This is a genomic window from Arthrobacter sp. TE12231 (assembly GCF_054062895.1).
The window spans coordinates 2,795,668-2,815,605 of sequence record NZ_JBSSFS010000001.1; the positions used below are offsets into that span (position 1 = coordinate 2,795,668).

Consider the following 19,938-nt stretch of genomic DNA (forward strand, 5'->3'; position numbering starts at 1 on the left):
GGTCAGAGACCCAGTTCGCGGGCGATCAGCATCAGCTGGACCTCCGTGGTGCCCTCGCCGACTTCGAGGATCTTGGAGTCGCGGTAGTGGCGTGCCACGGTGAATTCGTTGATGAAGCCATAGCCGCCGAACACCTGGGTGGCGTCCCGCGCGTTGTCCATGGCTGCCTCGCCTGCGACCATCTTAGCGATGGCCGCCTGCGTCTTGAACGGCTTGCCGGCGAGCATTCTGGCGGCCGCGTCGTAGTAGGCAAGGCGGGCGGTGTGGGCCCGTGCTTCCATCCGGGCGATCTTGAACGCGATGGCCTGGTACTTGCCGATGTTCTGCCCGAATGCGCTGCGTTCCTTGGCGTATTTCACGGACTGGTCCACGCAGCCCTGGGCCGCGCCGACGGCCAGTGCCGCGATCGCGATCCGGCCCTCGTCGAGGATGGACAGGAAGTTCGCGTAGCCGCGGCCCCGGGTGCCGAGCAGGTTTTCCTCAGGGACGTGGACGTTGTCGAGCGTCAGCGGGTGGGTGTCCGAGGCGTTCCAGCCGACCTTGTTGTAGGCCTTCTCCGCCTTGAAACCCGGTGTGTTGGTGGGCACCAGGATGGTGGAGATTTCCTTCTTGATGCTGCCGTCCGGGCGCTCATCCTGGCCGGTCACCGCGGTGACGGTGACGAGCCTGGTGATGTCCGTGCCGGAGTTGGTGATGAACTCCTTGTTGCCGTTGATGACCCACTCCCCTCCGCCCAACTTCGCGGTGGTCTTGGTGCCGCCGGCGTCGGACCCGGCCTCGGGCTCGGTCAGGCCGAAGCCGGCGAGGGCCTTTCCGGAGGCCAGCAGCGGCAGCCACTCCTCCTTTTGGGCGGCGTTGCCGAAGCGGTGGATCGGCATGGCTCCGAGGGACACCCCCGCCTCCAGGGTGATCGCGACGGACTGGTCCACCCGTCCGAGCTGTTCCAGGGCCAGCGCCAGGGCGAAGTAGTCCCCGCCCATGCCGCCGAACTCCTCCGGGAACGGCAGGCCGAACAGGCCCATATCCGCCATCTGGGAGACGATTTCGTAGGGGAAGCTGTGTTCTTCGTCGTGCTTGGCGGAGACCGGGGCTACCACTTCGTCGGCGAATTCGCGGACGGTGTCGCTGAGGACCTGGTAGTCCTCGCTGAGCTCAAAATCTGGCATGGGGTGACTCCTTTGTCTGTGTTGCTGTCTAAAAACTGTGGCCTGGTGTTGAAGCTGTGGCAGCTATTCCGCCGCGCCCATCGCGATGACGGCTTCCTCGATGGTGTCCTCGGCTCGGGAGGCTTCGGGCGGGTGGATGGTGGCGAGCACCTGGTCTGCCTTCACGAGGTCGCCGGACCCGACGCTGATGTGGACGGTGCCGTCCAGGGGTGCCACGAGCTGGTGTTCCATCTTCATGGCCTCCACCGCGAGCAGAACCTGGCCTGCCTCCACGGTGTCGCCGTTACTGACGGACACGGACACCACGGTCCCGGGCATCGGTGAGCGCACTGCGGGGTCCGCGGCGCCTTCCTCGCGCTCGATCGCTGCCAGCACGCGGGCCAGCCGCGCTTCGCGGGTAAGTACTTCGAGGCGGCAGGACCAGCCCTCGTTGCCGAGGAAGATCTCCGCGGGCGTCGCATTGTCCCGAACGGGTCCGGTAAACACCGGCGCAAGCGAGTAGACCAGGGCTTCGCCGCCGAGAACCAACTCGGCGTGGTCCCGGGCGGAAAAACGGAGTGATGCCGTGCGCTGCGCCCCTCCGTCGATACTCACCCTCGCCGTGCCCTGCCCCACCACGCCGAACACCTCTACCGTGGCGACACCGCCGTCGGGTGTTCCCAGGCTGATCCGCCGTGGGGCGCGAGCGCCAAGCCTCCACCCGTCGCGGAGGTCCCACGGGCCTTTCCCCTCGGTTTGGGCATCATGTTCCTGCAGGGAAGCGACGTAAATGGCAGCGGCGGCCACCTCGAAGTCACCCGCATGGCGGAAGCTGAACTCCGGCATCCTGCGTTCGATCAGGCCCGTGTCGAGCCGGCCGGCGCGGACGTCAGCGTCGTTGATCAGCAGGCGCAGGTATTCGACGTTGGTGTCGATCCCCAGCGCGGTGTACCCGGCCAGCGCCTCGTCGAGCGTGTCGAGGGCAGCGGCCCGACTCTCTCCCCACGCGATGACTTTGGAGATCATGGGGTCGTAGCTGGAGGAGATTTCCAGGCCTTCGATCAGCGCCGAATCCACCCGGACGCGGCCTGCTGAACCTGCTGAGTCAGCGGGCAGTTCGTCCAGAAGCACGACCCGCCCGCCGGAGGGCAGGAAGTTCCTTTCCGGGATTTCCGCATAGACGCGTGCTTCGACCGAGTGGCCGGTGAGGACGACGTCGTCCTGGCGGACGGTGAGTTCCTCGCCGGCGGCGATGCGGACCTGCCATTCGACGAGGTCGATGCCGGTGACCATCTCGGTGACGGGGTGTTCGACCTGCAGCCGCGTGTTCATTTCCATGAAGAAGAACTCGTCCGGGGCGTTGTCAGAGACCAGGAATTCGACAGTGCCGGCGCCGGAGTAGTTGACGCTGCGCGCGGCATTGCAAGCGGCTTCGCCGAGACGGGCACGGATGGCCGCGCCGTCGGGCAGGGATTCCAGCAGCGGGGACGGGGCTTCCTCGATGACCTTCTGGTGGCGGCGCTGCAGGGAGCACTCGCGCTCCCCGAGGTGGATGACGTTGCCGTGGTTGTCGGCGAGGACCTGGACCTCGATGTGCCGCGGGGTGGTCACGAGCCGTTCCAGGAAGAGGGTGTCATCGCCGAAGGCACTGGCCGCGACGCGCCGGGCGGTGGCCAGGGTGGCTTCGAGGTCCTCGGGCCGTTCGACGATGTGCATGCCCTTCCCGCCGCCGCCGGCGGAGGGCTTGATCAGCAGCGGGAAGCCGACACCGGCCGCGGCCTGGATCAGCTGCGCGTCGCTCATGCCCGGTTCGGCGATGCCCGGGACCACCGGGACCCCGTAGCCGGTGACGTGGTTCTTGGAGCGGATCTTGTCGCCCATGACGTTCAGGGATTCCACGCCGGGGCCGATGAACGTGATCCCGGCGTCCGCCAGCGCACGCGCGAAGTCGACGTTCTCGCTCAGGAAGCCGTAGCCCGGGTGCACGGCCTCGGCCCCGGTGTCCCGGCAGGCCTGGATGATGGCCTCGATCTTCAGGTAGCTCTCGGTCGCGGCGGCCGGGCCGATCCTGACCGCGACGTCGGCCTCGCGCACATGGCGGGCACCGGCGTCGGCGTCAGAATAGACCGCCACCGAACGGATGCCCAGGGCGCGCAGGGTCCGGATGACGCGGCAGGCGATCTCGCCGCGGTTGGCGACCAGGACCGTGCCGAACAGAGGCTCCCCGGCCTGCGGCGTCCCGGCTACGGGGGCGGCGGCCGGCGAAGAAGCCAACGGTGCAGTCGCTGGTGAAGTCGTGGGTGAAGAAGTAGTGGGCGTTGAAGTGGTGGTCATTGCTGGCTCACATCCGGAACAGGCCGAAGGAGGTCTCCGGCAGCGGGGTGCGGGAGACGACGTCGAGCGCCAGTCCCAGGACGGTGCGGGTGTCCGCGGGATCGATCACGCCGTCGTCCCAGAGGCGGGCGGTGGAGTAGTAGGGGCTGCCCTGGTCCTCGTACTGCTGTTTGATCGGGGCCTTGAACGCTTCCTCGTCCGCGGCGGACCAGTCCTCGCCGCGGGCCTCGTACTGGTCCCGCTTGACCGTGGCGAGCACGCTGGAGGCCTGGTTGCCGCCCATCACGGAGATCCGCGACGCCGGCCACATCCACAGGAAGCGCGGCGAGTAGGCCCGGCCGCACATCGAATAGTTCCCGGCGCCGAAGGACCCGCCGATCACCACGGTCAGCTTCGGGACCCGGGCGGTCGCGACGGCGGTGACCATCTTGGCGCCGTTCTTGGCGATGCCGCCCTGCTCGTAGTCCTTGCCGACCATGAAGCCGGAGAGGTTCTGCAGGAAGATCAGCGGGATGCCGCGCTGGTCGCAGAGTTCGATGAAGTGAGCGCCCTTGAGCGAGGACTCGCTGAACAGCACGCCGTTGTTGGCCACGATGCCCACCGGGTGGCCGTGCAGCTTCGCGAAGCCGGTGACCAGGGTGGTGCCGTAGTTCTTCTTGAACTCGTGGAAGCGGCTGCCGTCCACCAGCCGGGCGATGACCTCATGGACGTCGTACTGGGCGTTGACGTCGGTGGGGACGGCGCCGTAGAGCTCCTCCGGGTCCGCCAGGGGTTCGACGACGGCGTCGACGTCCCAGACGGGGGCGGCCGGGCGCGGCAGGGTGGAGACGATGTCGCGGACGATCTGGAGGGCATGCTCATCGTTCTCGGCCAGGTGGTCCGTCACCCCGGAAATCTTCGAGTGCACGTCGCCGCCGCCGAGCTCTTCCGCGGTGACGATCTCGCCGATAGCGGCCTTCACCAGCGGCGGGCCGCCCAGGAAGATGGTGCCCTGGTTGCGGACGATCACCGTCTCGTCGCTCATCGCCGGCACGTAGGCGCCGCCGGCGGTGCAGGAGCCCATGACGGAGGCGATCTGCGGGATGCGGGCCGCGGACATCTTCGCCTGGTTGAAGAAGATCCGGCCGAAGTGCTCCTTGTCCGGGAAGACCTCGTCCTGTTTGGGCAGGAATGCGCCCCCGGAATCCACGAGGTAGATGCACGGCAGGCGGTTCTCGAGCGCGATTTCCTGCGCCCGGAGGTGCTTTTTCACCGTCATCGGGTAATAGGTGCCGCCCTTGACCGTGGCGTCGTTCGAAATGACCAGGACCTGCCGGCCGTGGACCAGGCCGATCCCGGCAATCACGCCTGCGCCCGGGGAGTCGCCGTCGTACATGCCGTTGGCCGCGAGCGGGGCGATTTCCAGGAACGGGCTGCCGTCGTCGAGCAGCCGGTCAATGCGCTCCCGCGGCAGCAGCTTGCCGCGGGCCACGTGGCGCTCCCGTGACTTCACCGGACCGCCCAGCGCGGCCGTGGCGAGGCGTTCCTTAAGCTCGCGGGCCAGCCCCAGCTGGGCCTCGCGGTTCGCGGCGAAGGCGGCGCTCGTGGCATCCACCTGGCTGGCGATTGTCTCCATTGACTGCTTCCGTTCCCTGACCTGCGTGCCGGACCGGCTTCAGAAGCCGCCCGACTATTTCGGTTAGTGCCGCATAACTGAAATTTAGGTTAGTCTCTATTAACTGTGATGTCCAACACAGGAACCATCTGCAACGAGGGGATGCGCCGGTGACCGAGCCCAGCCAGACTACCCAAACGCCGCCGGCTCACGCCCCCTCCGCCGCAGCCCCTTCAACGCCTGCCCCTTCAACGCAGCGGAGCCAGGCCAAGGCGAACCGACGCCAGGCCCTCTTGTCCGCCGCCGCCACGCTGTTCGCCATTGAAGGGTTCAACCGCGTCTCCCTGGAGGACCTGGGCGCCGCGGCCGGGGTCAGTGGTCCTGCGGTCTACCGTCATTTCGCCGGCAAGCAGGCGGTCCTCGGCGCGCTGCTGCTCAGCGTCAGCCAGGACCTGCTCGACGGCGGCCGCCGCGTGGTTACCGACTCCGACGGCGCCCTGGCGGCGCTGGGCGGCCTCGTGGCGTTCCATGTGGACTTTGCCCTGAGTAATCCCGACGTCATCCGGGTCCAGGACCAGGACTTTAGCAACCTTGCCGGCGAGGACCAGGACGAGGTCCGCACGCTCCAGCGCAACTACGTCGAACTCTGGGTGGACGTTCTGGCCGGGCTGCACGAGGGCACGGAGGCCGCCGAGCTGCGGATGCGGGCGCATGCCACCTTCGGCCTGATCAACTCCACCCCGCACTCGGTGCGGAGCTCGGGACGGCGGATGGGGGTCCGGCGCGCCAGGCCGCTACTGGAAAGCATGGCGCTGGCGGCGCTCCTGGCACCGGCCGCGCCGCCCGAACCGTTCGGCTGACCGCTCGCCTGCCCCGGCACTCCGGGGGCACTTTGGCGCAGACACGCCGTCAACTATGGCGCCGACGTCGAACTTTGCGCCCAAAGTGCCCCCGGACGGCGGTAACCCAGCACCCAATAGAGCTGCCGGCGCCCCTCCTTGGCGGGAAGGGCAGCCGGCAGCTGTGATCGGGGTGCTTAGACCATCGCGAGGACCATGCCCGGATCGGCCAGCATGGTGCCGAGGTCCTGGAGGAAGCGCGAGCCCTGTTCGCCGTCGACCAGGCGGTGGTCGAAGGAGAGGCTGAGCGTCATGACCTGGCGCAGGGCGACCTCGTCCTGGTACTCCCACGGCATCTTCCGGACCGCGCCCAGGGCCAGGATGGCGGCCTCTCCCGGGTTCAGGATGGGCGTGCCGGCGTCGATGCCGAAGACGCCGATATTCGTGATGGAGATCGTCCCGCCGGAGAGGGCTTCGGGGCTGGTCTTGCCGGCCCGGGCTGTCTCGGTCAGCTCGGTCAGTGCCGTGGAGAGGTCCAGGAGGGACATCCGGTCCGCGTCCTTGATGTTCGGAACCGTCAGCCCCCGCGGGGTCGCTGCCGCGATGCCCAGGTTCACGTAGTTGAACTGGACGATTTCCTGATTAGCCTCATCCCACCGGGCGTTGAGCGTCGGGTGGTTCCGCAGCGCGATCAGCACGGCCTTGGACACCAGTGTCAGCGGGGTGAGCTTGTACCCGGCGAAGGCGCGGCTGGCCTTCAAGCGTGCCAGCAGCTCCATCGTGGGGGTGACGTCAACGGTCAGGAACTCCGTGACGTGCGGTGCGGTGAAGGCACTGGCCACCATGGCGGCGGCCGTGAACTTCCGCACGCCCTTGATCGGCGTGCGGGTTTCCCGCTCGCCCGGGGCCTGGGGGAGCCCGGCGGCCTGAACCTGCGCGCCGGCCAGTTCCTGAGCGGCTGCGGGCAGGTCCCCGCCGCCGACGAAGTTCCGGACATCCTCGCGGGTGATGAGCCCGTGCTCTCCCGTGCCGGTGACGGCTTCGAGGTCGACGCCGAGATCCTTGGCCAGCTTGCGCACCGGCGGCGTGGACCGCGGACGCTCGGCCGGCCTGGTTTCGACAGGCTTGGATTCAACCGGCTCAGCAACCCGGACAGGCGGGACTGGTTCGGCTGCCCGGACGGGCGTCACCGTCTCGGCGGAGGCAACCTCGACTACCGGGACAGCCGCCGGGGCGGCGAAGGTGCGGGCGCGGCGGGCGGGCCGGCCGGAAGCTTCGAGCACGGCGCCGTAGCCCACGAGATTCGGCTCGCGCTTGGCGGCCCCCGTGTCGGAACCGGAGCCGCCGTCGTCGCCCTCTATCTCGAAGGAGACGATCGGTTTGCCGACCTCGACGACGCTGCCGGGCTGTTCGTGCAGGGCCGCGACCACCCCGGCGAACGGGGAGGGCAGTTCGACGACGGCCTTGGCCGTCTCCACCTCGGCGATGATCTGGTTGAGCGTGACCGTGTCCCCCACCGCGACCTTCCAGGCGACGATTTCGGATTCCGTCAGTCCTTCGCCGAGGTCCGGGAGCCTGAATTCCTTAATCATGGTGGCGCTCATCCTTCCATCCCGCTGAGGGAGTTGGGGCGGCCCAGGGCACGGTCGACGCCGTCGAGAATCCTGTCCAGGCCCGGCAGATGGTGCATTTCCAGCTTCGAGTACGGGTAGGGGACGTCGAAGCCGGTGACCCGGACGGGGGCGGCCTCAAGATGGTAGAAGCAGCGCTCGGTGATGCTCGCGGCAACTTCGGCGCCAAGCCCGCCGGACTGGGCGGCCTCGTGCGTGATGACAAGCCGGCCGGTTTTGCGGACCGAGCCCTCCAGGGTCGCGAAGTCCAGCGGGGCAAGCGAGCGGAGGTCGATGACCTCGACCGAGATGCCTTCGTCGGCGGCCGCCAGTGCGGCATCGCGGGCGGTCTTGACCAGCGGACCGTACGCCACGAGGGTCACATCCTTGCCCTCCGTGACTACGCGGGCCTTTTCCATGGACAGCGCAGTGTTCAGGTCGATCGACTCGTCCACCTCGCCCTTGTCGTGGTAGCGCCGCTTGGGCTCGAAGTACAGCACCGGGTCATCCGAGGCGATGGCCTGCTGGATCATCGTGTAGGCATCCTGGGGGTTGGAGACGCTGATGACGCGCAGCCCCGAGGTGTGAGTGAAGTAGGCCTCGGGCGATTCGGAGTGGTGCTCCGGAGAGCCGATGCCGCCGCCGAACGGGACGCGGATGGTGATGGGCATCTTGACCGCACCCTGGGTGCGGTAGTGCATTTTGGCGACTTGGCTGACGATCTGGTCGAACGCCGGGTAGATGAACCCGTCGAACTGGATCTCCACCACCGGCCGGTAGCCGCGGTAGGCCAGGCCGACGGCGGTACCCATGATGCCGGACTCCGCGAGCGGCGTGTCCACGACGCGGTGCTTGCCGAAGTCTTTCTGCAGGCCGTCGGTGACGCGGAAGACACCGCCGAGGGCGCCGATGTCCTCCCCCATCAGGATCACTTTGGGGTCGTTTTCGAGGGACTTGCGCAGGCCCGAATTGATGGCTCGGGCAAAGGTCATCTGCGGCATCAGCGTGCACCTTCTTCAGAAGCGGCTTCTGCGGGATCGCCGAAGGAAGCCAGGTAGCGGGAGTAGTGGTCCTGCTGGCGGTCCAGCCAGGAGTTGGGCGTGCTGTAGACGTGCTTGAAGATATCCAGCGGCGCCGGCTCGGGCATGTTGATGGTGCCGTAACGGAGTTCCGCGGCCACGGCGTCGGCCTTGGCGGCGACGGCGGCCTCGAGCTCCGCGGTCAGCAGTCCCTTGCGGTCCAGCAGGGATTTCAGCCGGCTGATCGGGTCCTTCGCGGCCCAGTCCTCGAGCTCGTTGGCGTCCCGGTAGCGGGTGGGATCATCCGCCGTCGTGTGCGGGCCCATCCGGTAGGTGACGGCCTCAATGAAGGTGGGGCCGCCGCCGTGCCGCGCACGGTCCAGGGCAATGCGGGTGGCGGCCATGACGGCGAGGACATCGTTTCCGTCCACCCGCATGCTGGGGATGCCGAAGCCGGAAGCCCTGTCCGCAAGCTGGATGTGGGACTGTACCCGGACCGGTTCCGAGATGGCCCAGTGGTTGTTCTGGCAGAAGAAGACGACCGGCGCCTGGAAGCTTGCGGCGAAGACCATCGCCTCATTGACGTCGCCCTCGCTCGTGGCGCCGTCGCCGAAGTAGGCCACCGCGACGCAGTCGGCGCCGTCGTTCTGGATGCCCATGGCATAGCCGGTGGCGTGCAGGCTCTGCGCGCCGATGATGATCTGCTGCGTGGCCACGTTGACCGTGAACGGGTCCCAGCCGGCGGAGGCGTTGCCCCGCCAGGCACGGACGAGGTCTTCGACTTTCACTCCGCGGCAGTAGGCCACCCCGTTGTCGCGGTAGCTGGGGAAGACAAAGTCGTCCTCGCGCAGTGCGCGGGCCGAGCCGATCTGGGATGCTTCCTGGCCGAGGAGCGGCGGCCACAGGGCGAGCTCGCCCTGCCGCTGGAGCGCGGTGGCCTCGGCATCGATCCGGCGGATGACCACCATGTCCTCATAGAGCGAGCCAAGTTGCTCGTCGCTGACATCCTGGAGCCAGGAATCAAACTCGGGATGGCTGATGCGCTCACCCTCGGGAGTGATGAGCTGGACGAGATCGCCGCCCGTCCGCCTCGTTGTATCTTCACTGTTTCCGGGGCCCCCGGCGGAAATACCGCCCTTGCCCGCGTCGTCGGTAAACACAGTTGTCCGCACCTTCTGACGTCGTCTGACCGGAGCTCGCAGGACTCGTGATCCCGCGGCGCGCCAGCCGCCCGGGCGCCGTTGCCCCGGATAATTGTGACCCTACTCACAATGCTCATCGGGTACAACCACCCGTAAAAATACTGAGCATTATGCACTGTTTGGCACCGGCGGACCGTGCTAATCTTGCGCATTATGCAACCCTTGGATGGCACGGACACCCGCCTGCTTTCGGCCATGGCCCGGGACCCGCGGCGGACCGTGGTGGCCCTGGCCCAGAAGCTCGGACTATCGCGCAATACGGTGCAGGCCAGGATGGCCCAGCTGGAGAAGAAGCATGTTTTCCTCTCCTTCGAGCGGCGCATCAATCCGGTGTCCCTGGGGTACCCGCTCATGGCTTTCATCTCCGTCCATGTCCAGCAGCAGAAACTGGGCAGCCTCGCAGTGGAGCTCGCCGGCATTCCGGAAATCCTGGAGGGCTACGGCCTGACCGGCTCGGCCGATCTGCTCCTGCGCGTGGTGGCCCTCGACGCCGAGGACCTGTTCCGGATCAACGGCAAGATCCTTGCCTGCGACGGCGTGGACCGGACCGATACGGCCCTGGCAATGGGCGAACTGATCCCGTTCCGGATCCAGCCACTGCTGGAACGCGGATCCGCCGACACCTGATCTTCTGCATCTCCGGGCCCCGGCGAGGCTGCCCTCCGCAATGCCGTTCCGTGCGCCTGATCCGGGCACCTGATCCGGGCACCTGATCCGGGCACCTGATCTGGGCTAATGGTCCGCGCTGACGTTCTGCGCCCCTGCTCTGTGCCGTCGGCGGCCGCGGCGCTAGGCTGTGTCCATTGGGTCCCCCTTGAGCCCTTGGGGCCGCGCACGCGGCCCTGCACAACAGGCGGTGGATGTCTGGACTGCCGGAAAGGCTTGAACAGTGAGCAGTCCCGAGGAATCGCACCGCCCGGTACCGCCACAGCCCGGGCATGATCCCGCGGTCGGCCACCCGGCACCACCCGCACCGCAGCAACAAACACCCGCCCCCCCAGGGCAGCCGCCCGTTCAGTACTATGCGGCTCCGCCTGCCGGAACTCCGCCCTACGGTCCTCCCGCCAATGGGGTTCCGCCGGACGAGCAGCCGTACGGCGCCCCGCCGTACGGCGCCCCGGCCAGCGGCGCCCCGCCGTACGGCCCTCCGTACGGCCCTCCCGCGAACAGCGCCGCGCCGCCCGGCTACGCCCCGCCCTACGGTCCGCCATTCTACGGGGGCCCGGCCCAGCCTCCCCCGAAAAAGAGCCACAAGGCATTGTGGATCGTCTTGGGGATCGTGGGCGGTGTCCTGCTCCTGGCGGCTGCCGGCGTCGTCATCCTGCTCAATGTGGTGGGCGGAACCACGAACCAGGCGCGGGGCCTCGCGGACGACTTCAACAAGCTCATCATCGCCGGCGACGTCGACACTGCCTACGACAAGTACCTGGACCCCGCCCTCATGCAGAAGCTTTCACGGGAAGAGTTCGCCGCCGGGGTGCACAGCCTGGGGTTGGACGACAGCTGCAAGGCAAACTACACAAGCCTCAAAGTCAGTTCCAGCAACGGCACCAACGCGGCCGATGTCGCCGGCTCCATCGACTGCGACACCAAGAGCGTGGAGCTGGTCTACCGTTTCGAGGGCAGCGACGAGCTGAAGATGGTCAATATCCGGCTGCGGCCGCAGCGCTGACCCGGGTCATCGCTCCCTGCTGCAGCCCGCCGCCCCACAACAAAGGAGCTCCCGTGCTGCTGCACGTGAGCTCCTTCGTTGTGGAACCGGAGCTGTGGATCCGGAGTTGTGGAACCGGCCGGGCGCGTCGGGCGCGGGTCCTAGTGGTTGGTGGCCTTTTCGGCCCCCACGCCGGTCAAGGAACGGACCTCCATTTCGGCCTGCTTCGTAGGGTCTTCCTTCCGCTTGTCCAGGACGGTGCCGAGCCAGCCAAGGAAGAACGCGAGCGGGATGGAAACGATGCCCGGGTTACTCAGCGGGAAGATGGCGAAGTTGGCGCCGGGGATCATCGAGGTCTTGGACCCCGACACCACCGGGGAGAGCACGATCAGGATGATCGCCGCGGACAGGCCGCCGTACATGCTCCACAAGGCTCCCTGGGTGGTGAACCGGCGCCAGAACAGCGAGTAGAGGATGGTCGGAAGATTGGCGGAGGCAGCAACGGCGAAGGCGAGCGCCACGAGGAACGCGACATTCTGTCCATTGGCGAAGATGCCGCCGGCGATCGCCAGCAGGCCGATCACCACCACGGTGCGGCGGGCAACCTTGACCTCAGTGTCGGCGTCGGCCTTCCCCTTGGCGATGACGCTGGCGTAGATGTCATGGGCGAAGGATGCCGCCGCGGTGATGGTGAGGCCCGCGACGACGGCCAGGATGGTCGCGAAGGCCACAGCCGAGATGAAGCCCAGGAGTAGCGGGCCGCCGAGGTGGAAGGCGAGCAGCGGCGCGGCCGAGTTGACGCCGCCGGGAGCCGCCTTGATGGTGTCGGCACCCACCAGAGCAGCAGCGCCGTAACCGAGCACCAGGGTGAAGAGGTAGAAGATGCCGATCAGCCAGATGGACCACACCACGGACTTGCGGGCTTCCTTTGCGGTCGGAACCGTGTAGAAGCGCATGAGCACGTGCGGCAGGGCTGCCGTGCCGAGCACGAGGGCCAGGCCGAGGGACATGAAGTCAAGCTTGGAGGTCTCGGTCTTGCCGTATTGCAGTCCCGGGTTGAGCATGTTCGGGTTGCCCGAGGTTTCCACCGCGCCGCCCAGCAGGTCGGACAGGCTGAAGCCGTAGATCGCGAGGACCCAGAAGGTCATGACGGCGGCGCCGGCGATCAGGAGCATGGCCTTGATGATCTGGACCCACGTGGTCCCCTTCATCCCGCCGATCAGGACGTACATGATCATCAGGGCGCCGACGACGACGATCACCAGGGCCTGTCCGCCCCAGTCGCTGATACCCAGGAGCAGGGAGATCAGGCTGCCGGCACCGGCCATCTGGGCCAGCAGATAAAAGAAGCAGACCGCCAGCGTTGAGATGGCCGCCGCGATGCGCACGGGGCGCTGCTTGAGCCGGAAGGAGAGCACATCGGCCATGGTGAACTTGCCGGTATTGCGGAGCAGTTCGGCGACGAGCAGCAAGGCGACGAGCCAAGCGACCAGGAAGCCGATCGAGTACATGAAGCCGTCGTAGCCGTTGATGGCAATGGCACCGGTGATGCCCAGGAAGGACGCCGCGGAGAGGTAATCGCCGGCGATCGCCGTACCGTTCTGCGGGCCGGTGAAGGAACGGCCGGCCGCGTAGTAGTCGGCAGCCGTCTTGTTGTTACGGCTGGCCCTGATCACTATGACCATGGTGATGGCGACGAACACGGCAAAGATGCCCATGTTTAGCAGGGTGGTGTCTTTGAGGTCGGTGACATTGACCGCGGGGACCATGAGTGTCATTTTGCTGTTCCCCCTACCGGGTTGCCGTGCTTGTCGAATTCATGCCCTTCGATTTCGTGGCGGATCTCGGAGGCGATGGGGTCCAGTTTGCGGTTGGAGTAGCTGACGTACCAGCCGGTGATGGCGAAGGTGGAGACGAACTGCAGCAGGCCCAGGATCAGGCCGATGTTGATGTTGCCCCAGACCTTGGTCGACATGAATCCCACCGCATAGTCGGCCAGCAGGACGTAGGCGAAGTACCAGAGCAGGAATGCAATGGACATCGGGAAGACAAAGCTGCGGTGACGTTTGCGCAGTTCCTTGAACTGCGTCGTCGACTGGACTTCCTTGAAGTCCACGGCCGCCGCTGCGTCCGTTTCTTGGGCGTCGTGACCCATCGGTTCCTCCTCATTGAGACTGGTGAGTCCACACCGGCTGCCGTGGTCTACTCGGAACAACCTTCCGGCCAATGTGACTGCAATCACTGTGTACCGTGACGTGCATTACCTTCCAGTGCCGACGGGGTCCGCGTAGCCAAACGGTCGCCATGCTGCGCCAAGCGGCAGCCAAACGCTCCAGGACGTCGTCTCCCCTGGCCTCCATGCAGGCCAGCGCCGGCGGGCCCGGGACCGACGGTAGGCTGAGCACCATGCCGGACTCTCCCCTGTTCACCGCCGCCGCCGTAGCGGTGATCGCCATGGCGATCGCGGTGGTCGTCGCCGTCGGACTCAAGGTGCTGCGTTCCTTCCGCGACCTCGGCACCGATGCAGAGCGCGCCACCTACAAGACGCTGCATGCCGCATCCCGTGCCGGCCAGTACCTGCGGACCGGGCTGAACCCCGCCGGCGCGGCCAAAGCCAGCCGGCAGCTACGCGGCCTCCTGGGCTGCGACGCCCTCGCCATCACCGACACAACCGGTGTGCTCGCGTGGGACGGTGCCGGCGAGGAACTCAGGCCGGCCCTGATGGGGCTCGCGTCAAAGGTGCTCGACGGCGGCCACCTCGCTGTCATTCCGGCGGGTGAACTCCAGTTGCTGGCCGCCGGCGGCGGGACGCTGGCTCCGGAGGTGGAGCGCGCCGTCGTGATCGCACCGATCAAGACCGGCGCCCGGGTGGTGGGTGTCGTGGCCGCCTTCGCGCCGGCCGCCGGCGCCGGACTCGTCCGTGCCACCGGCGAGGTGGCCGACTGGGTGGCCACCCAGGTGGAACTCGCCGAACTCGACGCTTCCCGGACCCTCCTGATGGAGGCCGAGGTCCGGGCCCTGCGCGCCCAGATCAGCCCGCACTTCATCTACAACTCGCTCAACGCGATCGCGTCCTTCATCAACACGGACCCCGAACGTGCGCGGGAGCTCGTAGTGGAATTCGCCGATTTCACCCGCTACTCCTTCCGACGCCACGGCGACTTCACCACCCTGGCCGAGGAGCTGCGCTGCATCGACCGGTATCTGCTCCTGGAGCGGGCGCGCTTCGGGGACCGCGTCCAGGTAAGCCTGCGGATCGCTCCGGAGGTCCTCAGCACCGTGATCCCCTTCCTAAGCCTGCAGCCGCTCGTCGAAAACGCGGTCCGGCACGGCCTTGAAGCCAAAGAGGGCCCGGGCCATATTTCCATCACGGCGAACGACTCCGGCGCATTCGCCGAAGTGACGATCGAGGACGACGGCGTGGGCATGGACCCGGAACAACTGCGGTCTGTTCTTGCCGGACACAGCGACGGCGAGCACGTGGGCCTGCGCAACGTCGACGCCCGCTTGCGGCAGGTGTACGGGGACGACAACGGCCTGGTGATCGAGACGGCGCCCGGCGAAGGGACGCTGATCACGATGCGCGTCCCCAAGTCCCAGCCCCGCCACGACGCCTGATGCCGGCCCCAGGCTCTCGGAAATGCCTGCGGCAGTAGGCTATTGCCATGATTAACGTCCTCGTCGCCGACGACGAGCTCCCCGCCGTTGAGGAACTGGCCTTCCTGCTCGGCAAGGATGACCGGATCGGCGCCATCCACCGTGCCTCCTCGGGCGCCGAAGCTTTGCGTGCCCTGGCGGCCGAAGACGTCGACGCCGTCTTCCTCGACATCCACATGCCGGCGCTGTCCGGGCTGGATATTGCCCGGGCCATTTCCCGCAGTGCCCGTCCGCCCGCAGTCGTCTTCGTGACCGCAGACGAGGACTGCGCGCTGGAGGCGTTCGAGCTCGCGGCCGTGGACTATCTTCTTAAGCCCGTACGCGCCGAGCGGCTGGCGAAGTCGATCGGCCGCATCAGCGAACTGCTCAAGGACGGCGCCCCGGCGCCGGAGATGATCACGGTGGACCTGGGCGGAACCACCAAGATGATCCGGCGGGAGGACGTCACGTACGTCCAGGCGCAGGGCGACTACGCCCGGCTGCACACCGCGGACGCGAGCTACCTCATCCGGGTTCCGCTGGCCGACCTCGAGCAGCAGTGGGCCGACGCCGGATTCCTGCGCATCCACCGCTCCTACCTGATCGCACTGAGCCATGTCGGCCACATGAAGCTCGCCGCCGCGCGGCCCAGCGTCACCGTGGCCGGCGCCGAGCTTCCCATCAGCCGCCGGCATCTGCCGCCCGTCCGGGAAAAGCTCGAGGCAACCCGCATCCGGCCGCAGGCATGACCCGGGTCCGCGTCACGGCGCCCCGCAGCCTCACGCCGACCGCCGTCCTGACCGGCGGGCGCTCCGCCGCCGCGTTGCGCGAAGCGGCGGAAGAGTCCGACGCCGGGCAGCTGTTTGTCCGTTCACTCATCCGGTCCCAGCTCCGGCTGGCGCTCGTCGTGGCCCTGGGCTTCCTGCTGATCCTGCTGGCCTTTCCGCTCATGCTGGGTCTGGTCCCGGGCCTGGCAGACTCCACCATTGCCGGCCTTCCCTTCGACTGGGTCCTGCTGGGCGCCGGGATCTATCCTGTGATTGGTCTGAGCGCCTGGTTGTACGTGCGGACCGCTGCCAGGAACGAGGCCCGCTACCGGGACCTCGCCGGCGACAAGTGACGGCACGCATGTCCGGACGCATGAGGGGGCCGGCGACGGGGCAGGTGACCGGCCGGGCGGCGGGGCACCTGCCGGGACGGGCCGGCGGAACGTGAACCCCGTCGTCGGAGTGGCCGCCTTCGCCGCTGTCACGCTCGCCACCGCCGTTGTCGGTTTCTACGGGTTGAAGGTCTCGCGCACCACCGGGGACTTCTACGTCGCGTCCCGGACGGTCAAGCCGTGGTGGAACGCCTCGGCGATCGGCGGGGAGTACCTCTCGGCCGCGAGCTTCCTGGGTGTCGCCGGGCTCATCCTGCTTTCCGGCACCGATGCCCTCTGGTATCCGGTGGGCTACACGGCCGGGTACCTGATGTTGCTCCTGTTCGTCGCCGCTCCCCTGCGCCGCTCGGGCGCCTACACGATTCCGGACTTCACGGAGGCGCGTCTTGATTCGAGTGCCGTCCGCCGGGTCACAAGCCTGGTGGTGGTGGTGGTCGGCTGGCTCTACATCGTCCCGCAGCTGCACGGCGCGGCCCTGGCCATCCGGATCACCACGGGCCTGCCGGCGTGGGTGGGACCCGTGGCGGTGGTCGCCGTCGTCTGCATCACCGTGGTGGCGGGCGGGATGCGTTCCGTCACGTTTGTCCAGGCCTTCCAGTACTGGCTCAAGCTGACCGCGCTGGCGGTGCCCATCGTGTTCATCCTGTTGGTGCTGGGGGGCGCCACCGGCACAACCGCCCCCGCGGCGCCCCCCGCCGTGAATCCGTCGGCACTGGCTCCCGCGGGCCCGTATCAGATCATTTCGCTGCTCGTGGCCCTGCTCTTTGGAACCCTCGGGCTGCCGCACGTACTGGTCCGGTTCTACACGAATCCGGACGGGCAGTCGGCGCGCCGGACCACCCTGATTGTCCTGGGCCTGCTCTCGGTGTTCTACCTGCTCCCCACGGCCTACGGCATGATCGGCCGCGTCGTGGCTCCCGACCTCGCCGAAAGCGGCCAGGCCGATGCCCTGGTGCTCCTGCTGCCTGGCCGGGTGGTTGGCGGGATGGCTGGCGACCTGTTGTCGGCGCTGGTGGTGGCCGGGGCGTTTGCCGCGTTCCTGTCGACGACGTCGGGCCTGGTGGTCTCGCTGGCGGGCGTGATCAGCCAGGACGTGTTTGGCGGCAGTGTGCGGGGCTTCCGGCTGGCCGCACTCATCTCTGCGCTGGTCCCGCTCGGGATCGCGTCGATGACCGAATCGATGGCGCTGGCCGGCAGCGTGGGTCTGGTGTTTGCCTTTACCGCCTCCACAATCTGCCCGGTCCTGCTGCTGGGCATCTGGTGGCGGGGGCTGACGGATGCCGGGGCGATCGCGGGCATGGTGACGGGCGGGGTGTTCTGCGGCAGCGCGATGGTGGCAGGTTCGGTGCTGGGCGCGGCGGCGACGCCGTCGTGGCTGGCGCAGCCCGCCGCCTGGACCGTCCCTGTCGCGTTCGCCGTCATGGTGCTGGTATCGCGGGCAACGCAGGGCCGGGTGCCGCGGACCATGACACGCGTCATGACCCGGCTGCACACCCCGGAACGGCCGCTCGCGACGGAACGCTGATCCGACGTCGGGCCATTGGGGCGGGTTAGTCGATGGCGGCCATGAGCTCGACGGCGCGTTCCAGGAACGCGTCCACCTGGCTTTCCTCATAGCCGTCCCGGCCTATGGCGGGGCGGAACACCGCACGCCGGACGTTGTCCACGCTCAGCGGCTGGTCCTCCTCGAGGTAGCCGATCAGCTCGTGGCAGAGGTCATCAACGTCGGTGGTGTTGTAGCTGCGGGCTTTGGGCTTGGACGGACGCCGGAACCGCTGGCCGTCCGGGCGGTGCAGGCGCCCGCGCAGGACCCCCGCGAGCCGGCCGATTTCGCGCAGCCAGGCTTCCTCGCCGCGTTCGGCCACCAGCTCATCGCGCTCCAGCCGGGCGAGGGCGTCCTCAAGCCGGTCCAGCGCGGCATCCACACCGGAGGCGGCGTAGCCGCCCTTCACGGGGTCGAAGGAGACAGCGCGGACGTCGGCGCTCTTGATGGCGCGTGCGGCCGACGTCGGAGCTTCGAACGACACCCGTGCGCGCTGCAGGAAATCGTCGACCTGCTTGGCGTTGTAGCCGTACTGGTTCCGCTGCACGCGGTCAAAAGACGCAGGAATCTGCCGTTGAATGTCCACTGTTACTTTGTTCCTTCGATGCCGTTCGGCTGGTTTGCTCGGCACCATTCTAGGGGCCGGAAGGGCTGGTCCGGGATGCGCCTATGCGCCAGCGACGGCGGAGAAGAGAATGAACGCTGCCGGGGAGGCGAAAACGATCGAGTCCAGGCGGTCCATGACGCCTCCGTGGCCGGGAAGAATGCTGCTCATGTCCTTGATGCCGAGCTCGCGCTTGACCATGGATTCGGCGAGGTCGCCGGCGGTGGCGGCGGCCACCATGCCCACGGCAAGCACGACGCCGACCCACCACGGCTTGCCCAGTACGAAGACCGTGGCGAGCACGCCGATGATCACCGCTCCCGCGATCGAACCCGCGAAGCCTTCCCAGGTCTTCTTGGGGCTGATCTTGGGAGCCATCGGATGCTTGCCGAGGGAGGCGCCCACGAGGTAGCCGAAGGTGTCGTTGGCAACCACGAGGAGCAGCAGCGTCGCAATCTGCCAGGCGCCGGGCGGGATCACGCCGCCGGGCCAGAGCCCGACCGGTGTCTCGCCCTCGGGAGTGTGCAGCAGCAGAGCGGCGAAGCTGATCATGAACGGCACCCAGGACAGGGTGAAGACCCCGGCGAAGATGCTGCGCGCCGATCCGGCCGCGCCTTCAAGGGTCCGCCACAACAGCACCGCCACACTGCTGGCCAGCATGGCAAAAAGCAGGCTCTCGAGGCCGCCAAAGTAGGCGGCGATGGGCATGGCCACCGTGCCGACCATCACCGGGACGATCGGCACGCGGGTGCCGGCGGCCTCCAGGGCGCGGAAGACTTCCCAGACGCCGAAGATCGCGAAGGTCATGGTGATCAGGACAAAGCCCAGCGGGAGGAAAAGCAGTCCGCCGAGGACACACACGAGCATGCCAACGCCCACCACGGTAGCGGCGGGCAGGTTCCGGCCCGCCTTGGGCGTCGGGTTTTCGCGTGGTTTCCCCCGCCTCCGGGCGCGCGGCCCGGAGGCCTCCTGTGCCTGATTCATCAGACCTCGAGCAGCTCAGCTTCCTTGCGCTTGAGCAGCTCGTCAATCCCGTCCACGTGCGCCTTGGTCATGGCGTCCAGTTCCTTCTCGCCGCGGGCGCCCTCGTCTTCGCCGGCTTCGCCGTCCTTGACGAGCCGGTCCAGCGTTTCCTTGGCCTTGCGGCGGATGTTGCGGATGGACACCTTCGCGTCCTCGCCCTTGGACTTGACGATCTTGACGTATTCCTTGCGCCGTTCGCTGGTCAGCTCCGGAATGGTGATCCGGATGACATTGCCGTCGTTGGAGGGGTTGGCGCCCACCTCGGAGTCGCTCAGGGCGCGCTCGATGTCACGCAGGGCCGTCTTGTCGTACGGGGTGACGAGGATGGTGCGGGCATCCGGCACCGCGAAGGAGGCCAGCTGCTGCAGCGGCGTCGGGGTGCCGTAGTACTCGACGATGACCTTGTTGTACAGGCCAGGCGTTGCGCGGCCGGTCCGGATCGAGGCGAAGTCTTCCTTGGCTACCTCAACTGCCTTGTCCATCTTGTCCCCGGCTTCGAGCAAGGTTTCTTCGATCACGGTCTCTCCTCAGAAATTGGTGCGTCCCGGCGGCCGGGGCGCGGCACGTTTTCTTGTGCGC

At 67.5% G+C, this 19,938-nt stretch carries 18 protein-coding genes; 7 read left to right on the plus strand and 11 right to left on the minus strand.

Annotated features, from left to right (window positions below; translation table 11 throughout):
- Positions 1-2: 2 nt before the first annotated feature.
- The 3 genes from ACVWYS_RS12640 to ACVWYS_RS12650 form a co-directional block, all read right to left on the minus strand.
- A complete protein-coding gene (locus tag ACVWYS_RS12640) occupies positions 3-1,166 on the minus strand; it encodes an acyl-CoA dehydrogenase family protein (protein WP_116768225.1) in 1,164 nt (387 codons plus the stop codon).
- 63 nt (positions 1,167-1,229) lie between these two features.
- The gene (locus ACVWYS_RS12645; RefSeq protein WP_456509847.1) at positions 1,230-3,479 is read right to left on the minus strand and encodes an acetyl/propionyl/methylcrotonyl-CoA carboxylase subunit alpha; all 2,250 of its coding nucleotides are present in this window, start codon (positions 3,477-3,479) and stop codon (positions 1,230-1,232) included.
- A 7-nt stretch (positions 3,480-3,486) separates the two neighbouring features.
- Positions 3,487-5,094: a carboxyl transferase domain-containing protein gene (locus ACVWYS_RS12650; RefSeq protein WP_456509848.1), complete on the minus strand. Its 1,608-nt coding sequence runs from the start codon at positions 5,092-5,094 to the stop codon at positions 3,487-3,489.
- 149 nt (positions 5,095-5,243) lie between these two features.
- Between ACVWYS_RS12650 and ACVWYS_RS12655 the strand changes: the two genes are divergently transcribed.
- On the plus strand, positions 5,244-5,933 hold the full coding sequence (locus ACVWYS_RS12655) for an SACE_7040 family transcriptional regulator (protein WP_456509849.1): 690 nt from the start codon (positions 5,244-5,246) through the stop codon (positions 5,931-5,933).
- A gap of 176 nt (positions 5,934-6,109) precedes the next feature.
- Here the strand turns inward: ACVWYS_RS12655 and ACVWYS_RS12660 are convergent, their stop codons facing one another.
- From ACVWYS_RS12660 to pdhA, 3 genes are read right to left on the minus strand one after another with little or no spacing between them, the layout of a single operon-like run.
- The gene (locus ACVWYS_RS12660) at positions 6,110-7,516 is read right to left on the minus strand and encodes a dihydrolipoamide acetyltransferase family protein (protein ID WP_456509850.1); all 1,407 of its coding nucleotides are present in this window, start codon (positions 7,514-7,516) and stop codon (positions 6,110-6,112) included.
- Complete coding sequence (locus tag ACVWYS_RS12665; protein WP_456509851.1) at positions 7,513-8,523, minus strand: alpha-ketoacid dehydrogenase subunit beta; 1,011 nt, start codon at positions 8,521-8,523, stop codon at positions 7,513-7,515. The genes ACVWYS_RS12660 and ACVWYS_RS12665 overlap by 4 nt, the downstream gene beginning before the upstream one ends.
- The gene (gene pdhA, locus ACVWYS_RS12670) at positions 8,523-9,701 is read right to left on the minus strand and encodes a pyruvate dehydrogenase (acetyl-transferring) E1 component subunit alpha (RefSeq protein WP_456509852.1); all 1,179 of its coding nucleotides are present in this window, start codon (positions 9,699-9,701) and stop codon (positions 8,523-8,525) included. The genes ACVWYS_RS12665 and pdhA overlap by 1 nt, the downstream gene beginning before the upstream one ends.
- Positions 9,702-9,896: 195 nt before the next feature.
- Between pdhA and ACVWYS_RS12675 the strand changes: the two genes are divergently transcribed.
- Together ACVWYS_RS12675 and ACVWYS_RS12680 are read left to right on the plus strand one after the other, a co-directional pair.
- A complete protein-coding gene (locus ACVWYS_RS12675) occupies positions 9,897-10,370 on the plus strand; it encodes an Lrp/AsnC family transcriptional regulator (RefSeq protein WP_091249664.1) in 474 nt (157 codons plus the stop codon).
- 631 nt (positions 10,371-11,001) lie between these two features.
- Positions 11,002-11,415: a hypothetical protein gene (locus ACVWYS_RS12680; protein ID WP_237563540.1), complete on the plus strand. Its 414-nt coding sequence runs from the start codon at positions 11,002-11,004 to the stop codon at positions 11,413-11,415.
- A 140-nt stretch (positions 11,416-11,555) separates the two neighbouring features.
- Here ACVWYS_RS12680 and ACVWYS_RS12685 read toward each other — a convergent pair whose 3' ends face one another.
- Positions 11,556-13,172, minus strand: coding sequence for a solute symporter family protein (locus ACVWYS_RS12685; protein WP_456509853.1), 1,617 nt, complete (start codon positions 13,170-13,172; stop codon positions 11,556-11,558).
- A complete protein-coding gene (locus ACVWYS_RS12690) occupies positions 13,169-13,549 on the minus strand; it encodes a DUF485 domain-containing protein (RefSeq protein ID WP_116768233.1) in 381 nt (126 codons plus the stop codon). The genes ACVWYS_RS12685 and ACVWYS_RS12690 overlap by 4 nt, the downstream gene beginning before the upstream one ends.
- A 251-nt stretch (positions 13,550-13,800) precedes the next feature.
- On the opposite strand from ACVWYS_RS12690, the gene ACVWYS_RS12695 reads away from it, so the two are divergent.
- The 4 genes from ACVWYS_RS12695 (at position 13,801) to ACVWYS_RS12710 (ending at position 17,714) form a co-directional block, all read left to right on the plus strand.
- Positions 13,801-15,012 (plus strand): sensor histidine kinase, encoded by a 1,212-nt coding sequence (locus ACVWYS_RS12695; protein ID WP_091250010.1) that lies wholly within the window; start codon positions 13,801-13,803, stop codon positions 15,010-15,012.
- A gap of 47 nt (positions 15,013-15,059) precedes the next feature.
- Positions 15,060-15,779: a LytR/AlgR family response regulator transcription factor gene (locus tag ACVWYS_RS12700; RefSeq protein ID WP_456509854.1), complete on the plus strand. Its 720-nt coding sequence runs from the start codon at positions 15,060-15,062 to the stop codon at positions 15,777-15,779.
- Complete coding sequence (locus tag ACVWYS_RS12705) at positions 15,776-16,150, plus strand: hypothetical protein (protein ID WP_456509855.1); 375 nt, start codon at positions 15,776-15,778, stop codon at positions 16,148-16,150. The genes ACVWYS_RS12700 and ACVWYS_RS12705 overlap by 4 nt, the downstream gene beginning before the upstream one ends.
- 91 nt (positions 16,151-16,241) lie before the next feature.
- On the plus strand, positions 16,242-17,714 hold the full coding sequence (locus tag ACVWYS_RS12710; RefSeq protein WP_116768236.1) for a sodium/solute symporter: 1,473 nt from the start codon (positions 16,242-16,244) through the stop codon (positions 17,712-17,714).
- A gap of 25 nt (positions 17,715-17,739) precedes the next feature.
- On the opposite strand, the gene ACVWYS_RS12715 is transcribed toward ACVWYS_RS12710, so the two are convergent.
- Genes ACVWYS_RS12715 through frr form a run of 3 tightly spaced genes read right to left on the minus strand, consistent with a single transcriptional unit; the run spans position 17,740 to position 19,877 of the window.
- Positions 17,740-18,366, minus strand: coding sequence for a DivIVA domain-containing protein (locus ACVWYS_RS12715; protein WP_456507129.1), 627 nt, complete (start codon positions 18,364-18,366; stop codon positions 17,740-17,742).
- Between the two features lie 33 nt (positions 18,367-18,399).
- Positions 18,400-19,320: a phosphatidate cytidylyltransferase gene (locus ACVWYS_RS12720; protein ID WP_116768238.1), complete on the minus strand. Its 921-nt coding sequence runs from the start codon at positions 19,318-19,320 to the stop codon at positions 18,400-18,402.
- A complete protein-coding gene (gene frr / locus ACVWYS_RS12725; RefSeq protein ID WP_091249643.1) occupies positions 19,320-19,877 on the minus strand; it encodes a ribosome recycling factor in 558 nt (185 codons plus the stop codon). The genes ACVWYS_RS12720 and frr overlap by 1 nt, the downstream gene beginning before the upstream one ends.
- Positions 19,878-19,938 lie beyond the last annotated feature (61 nt).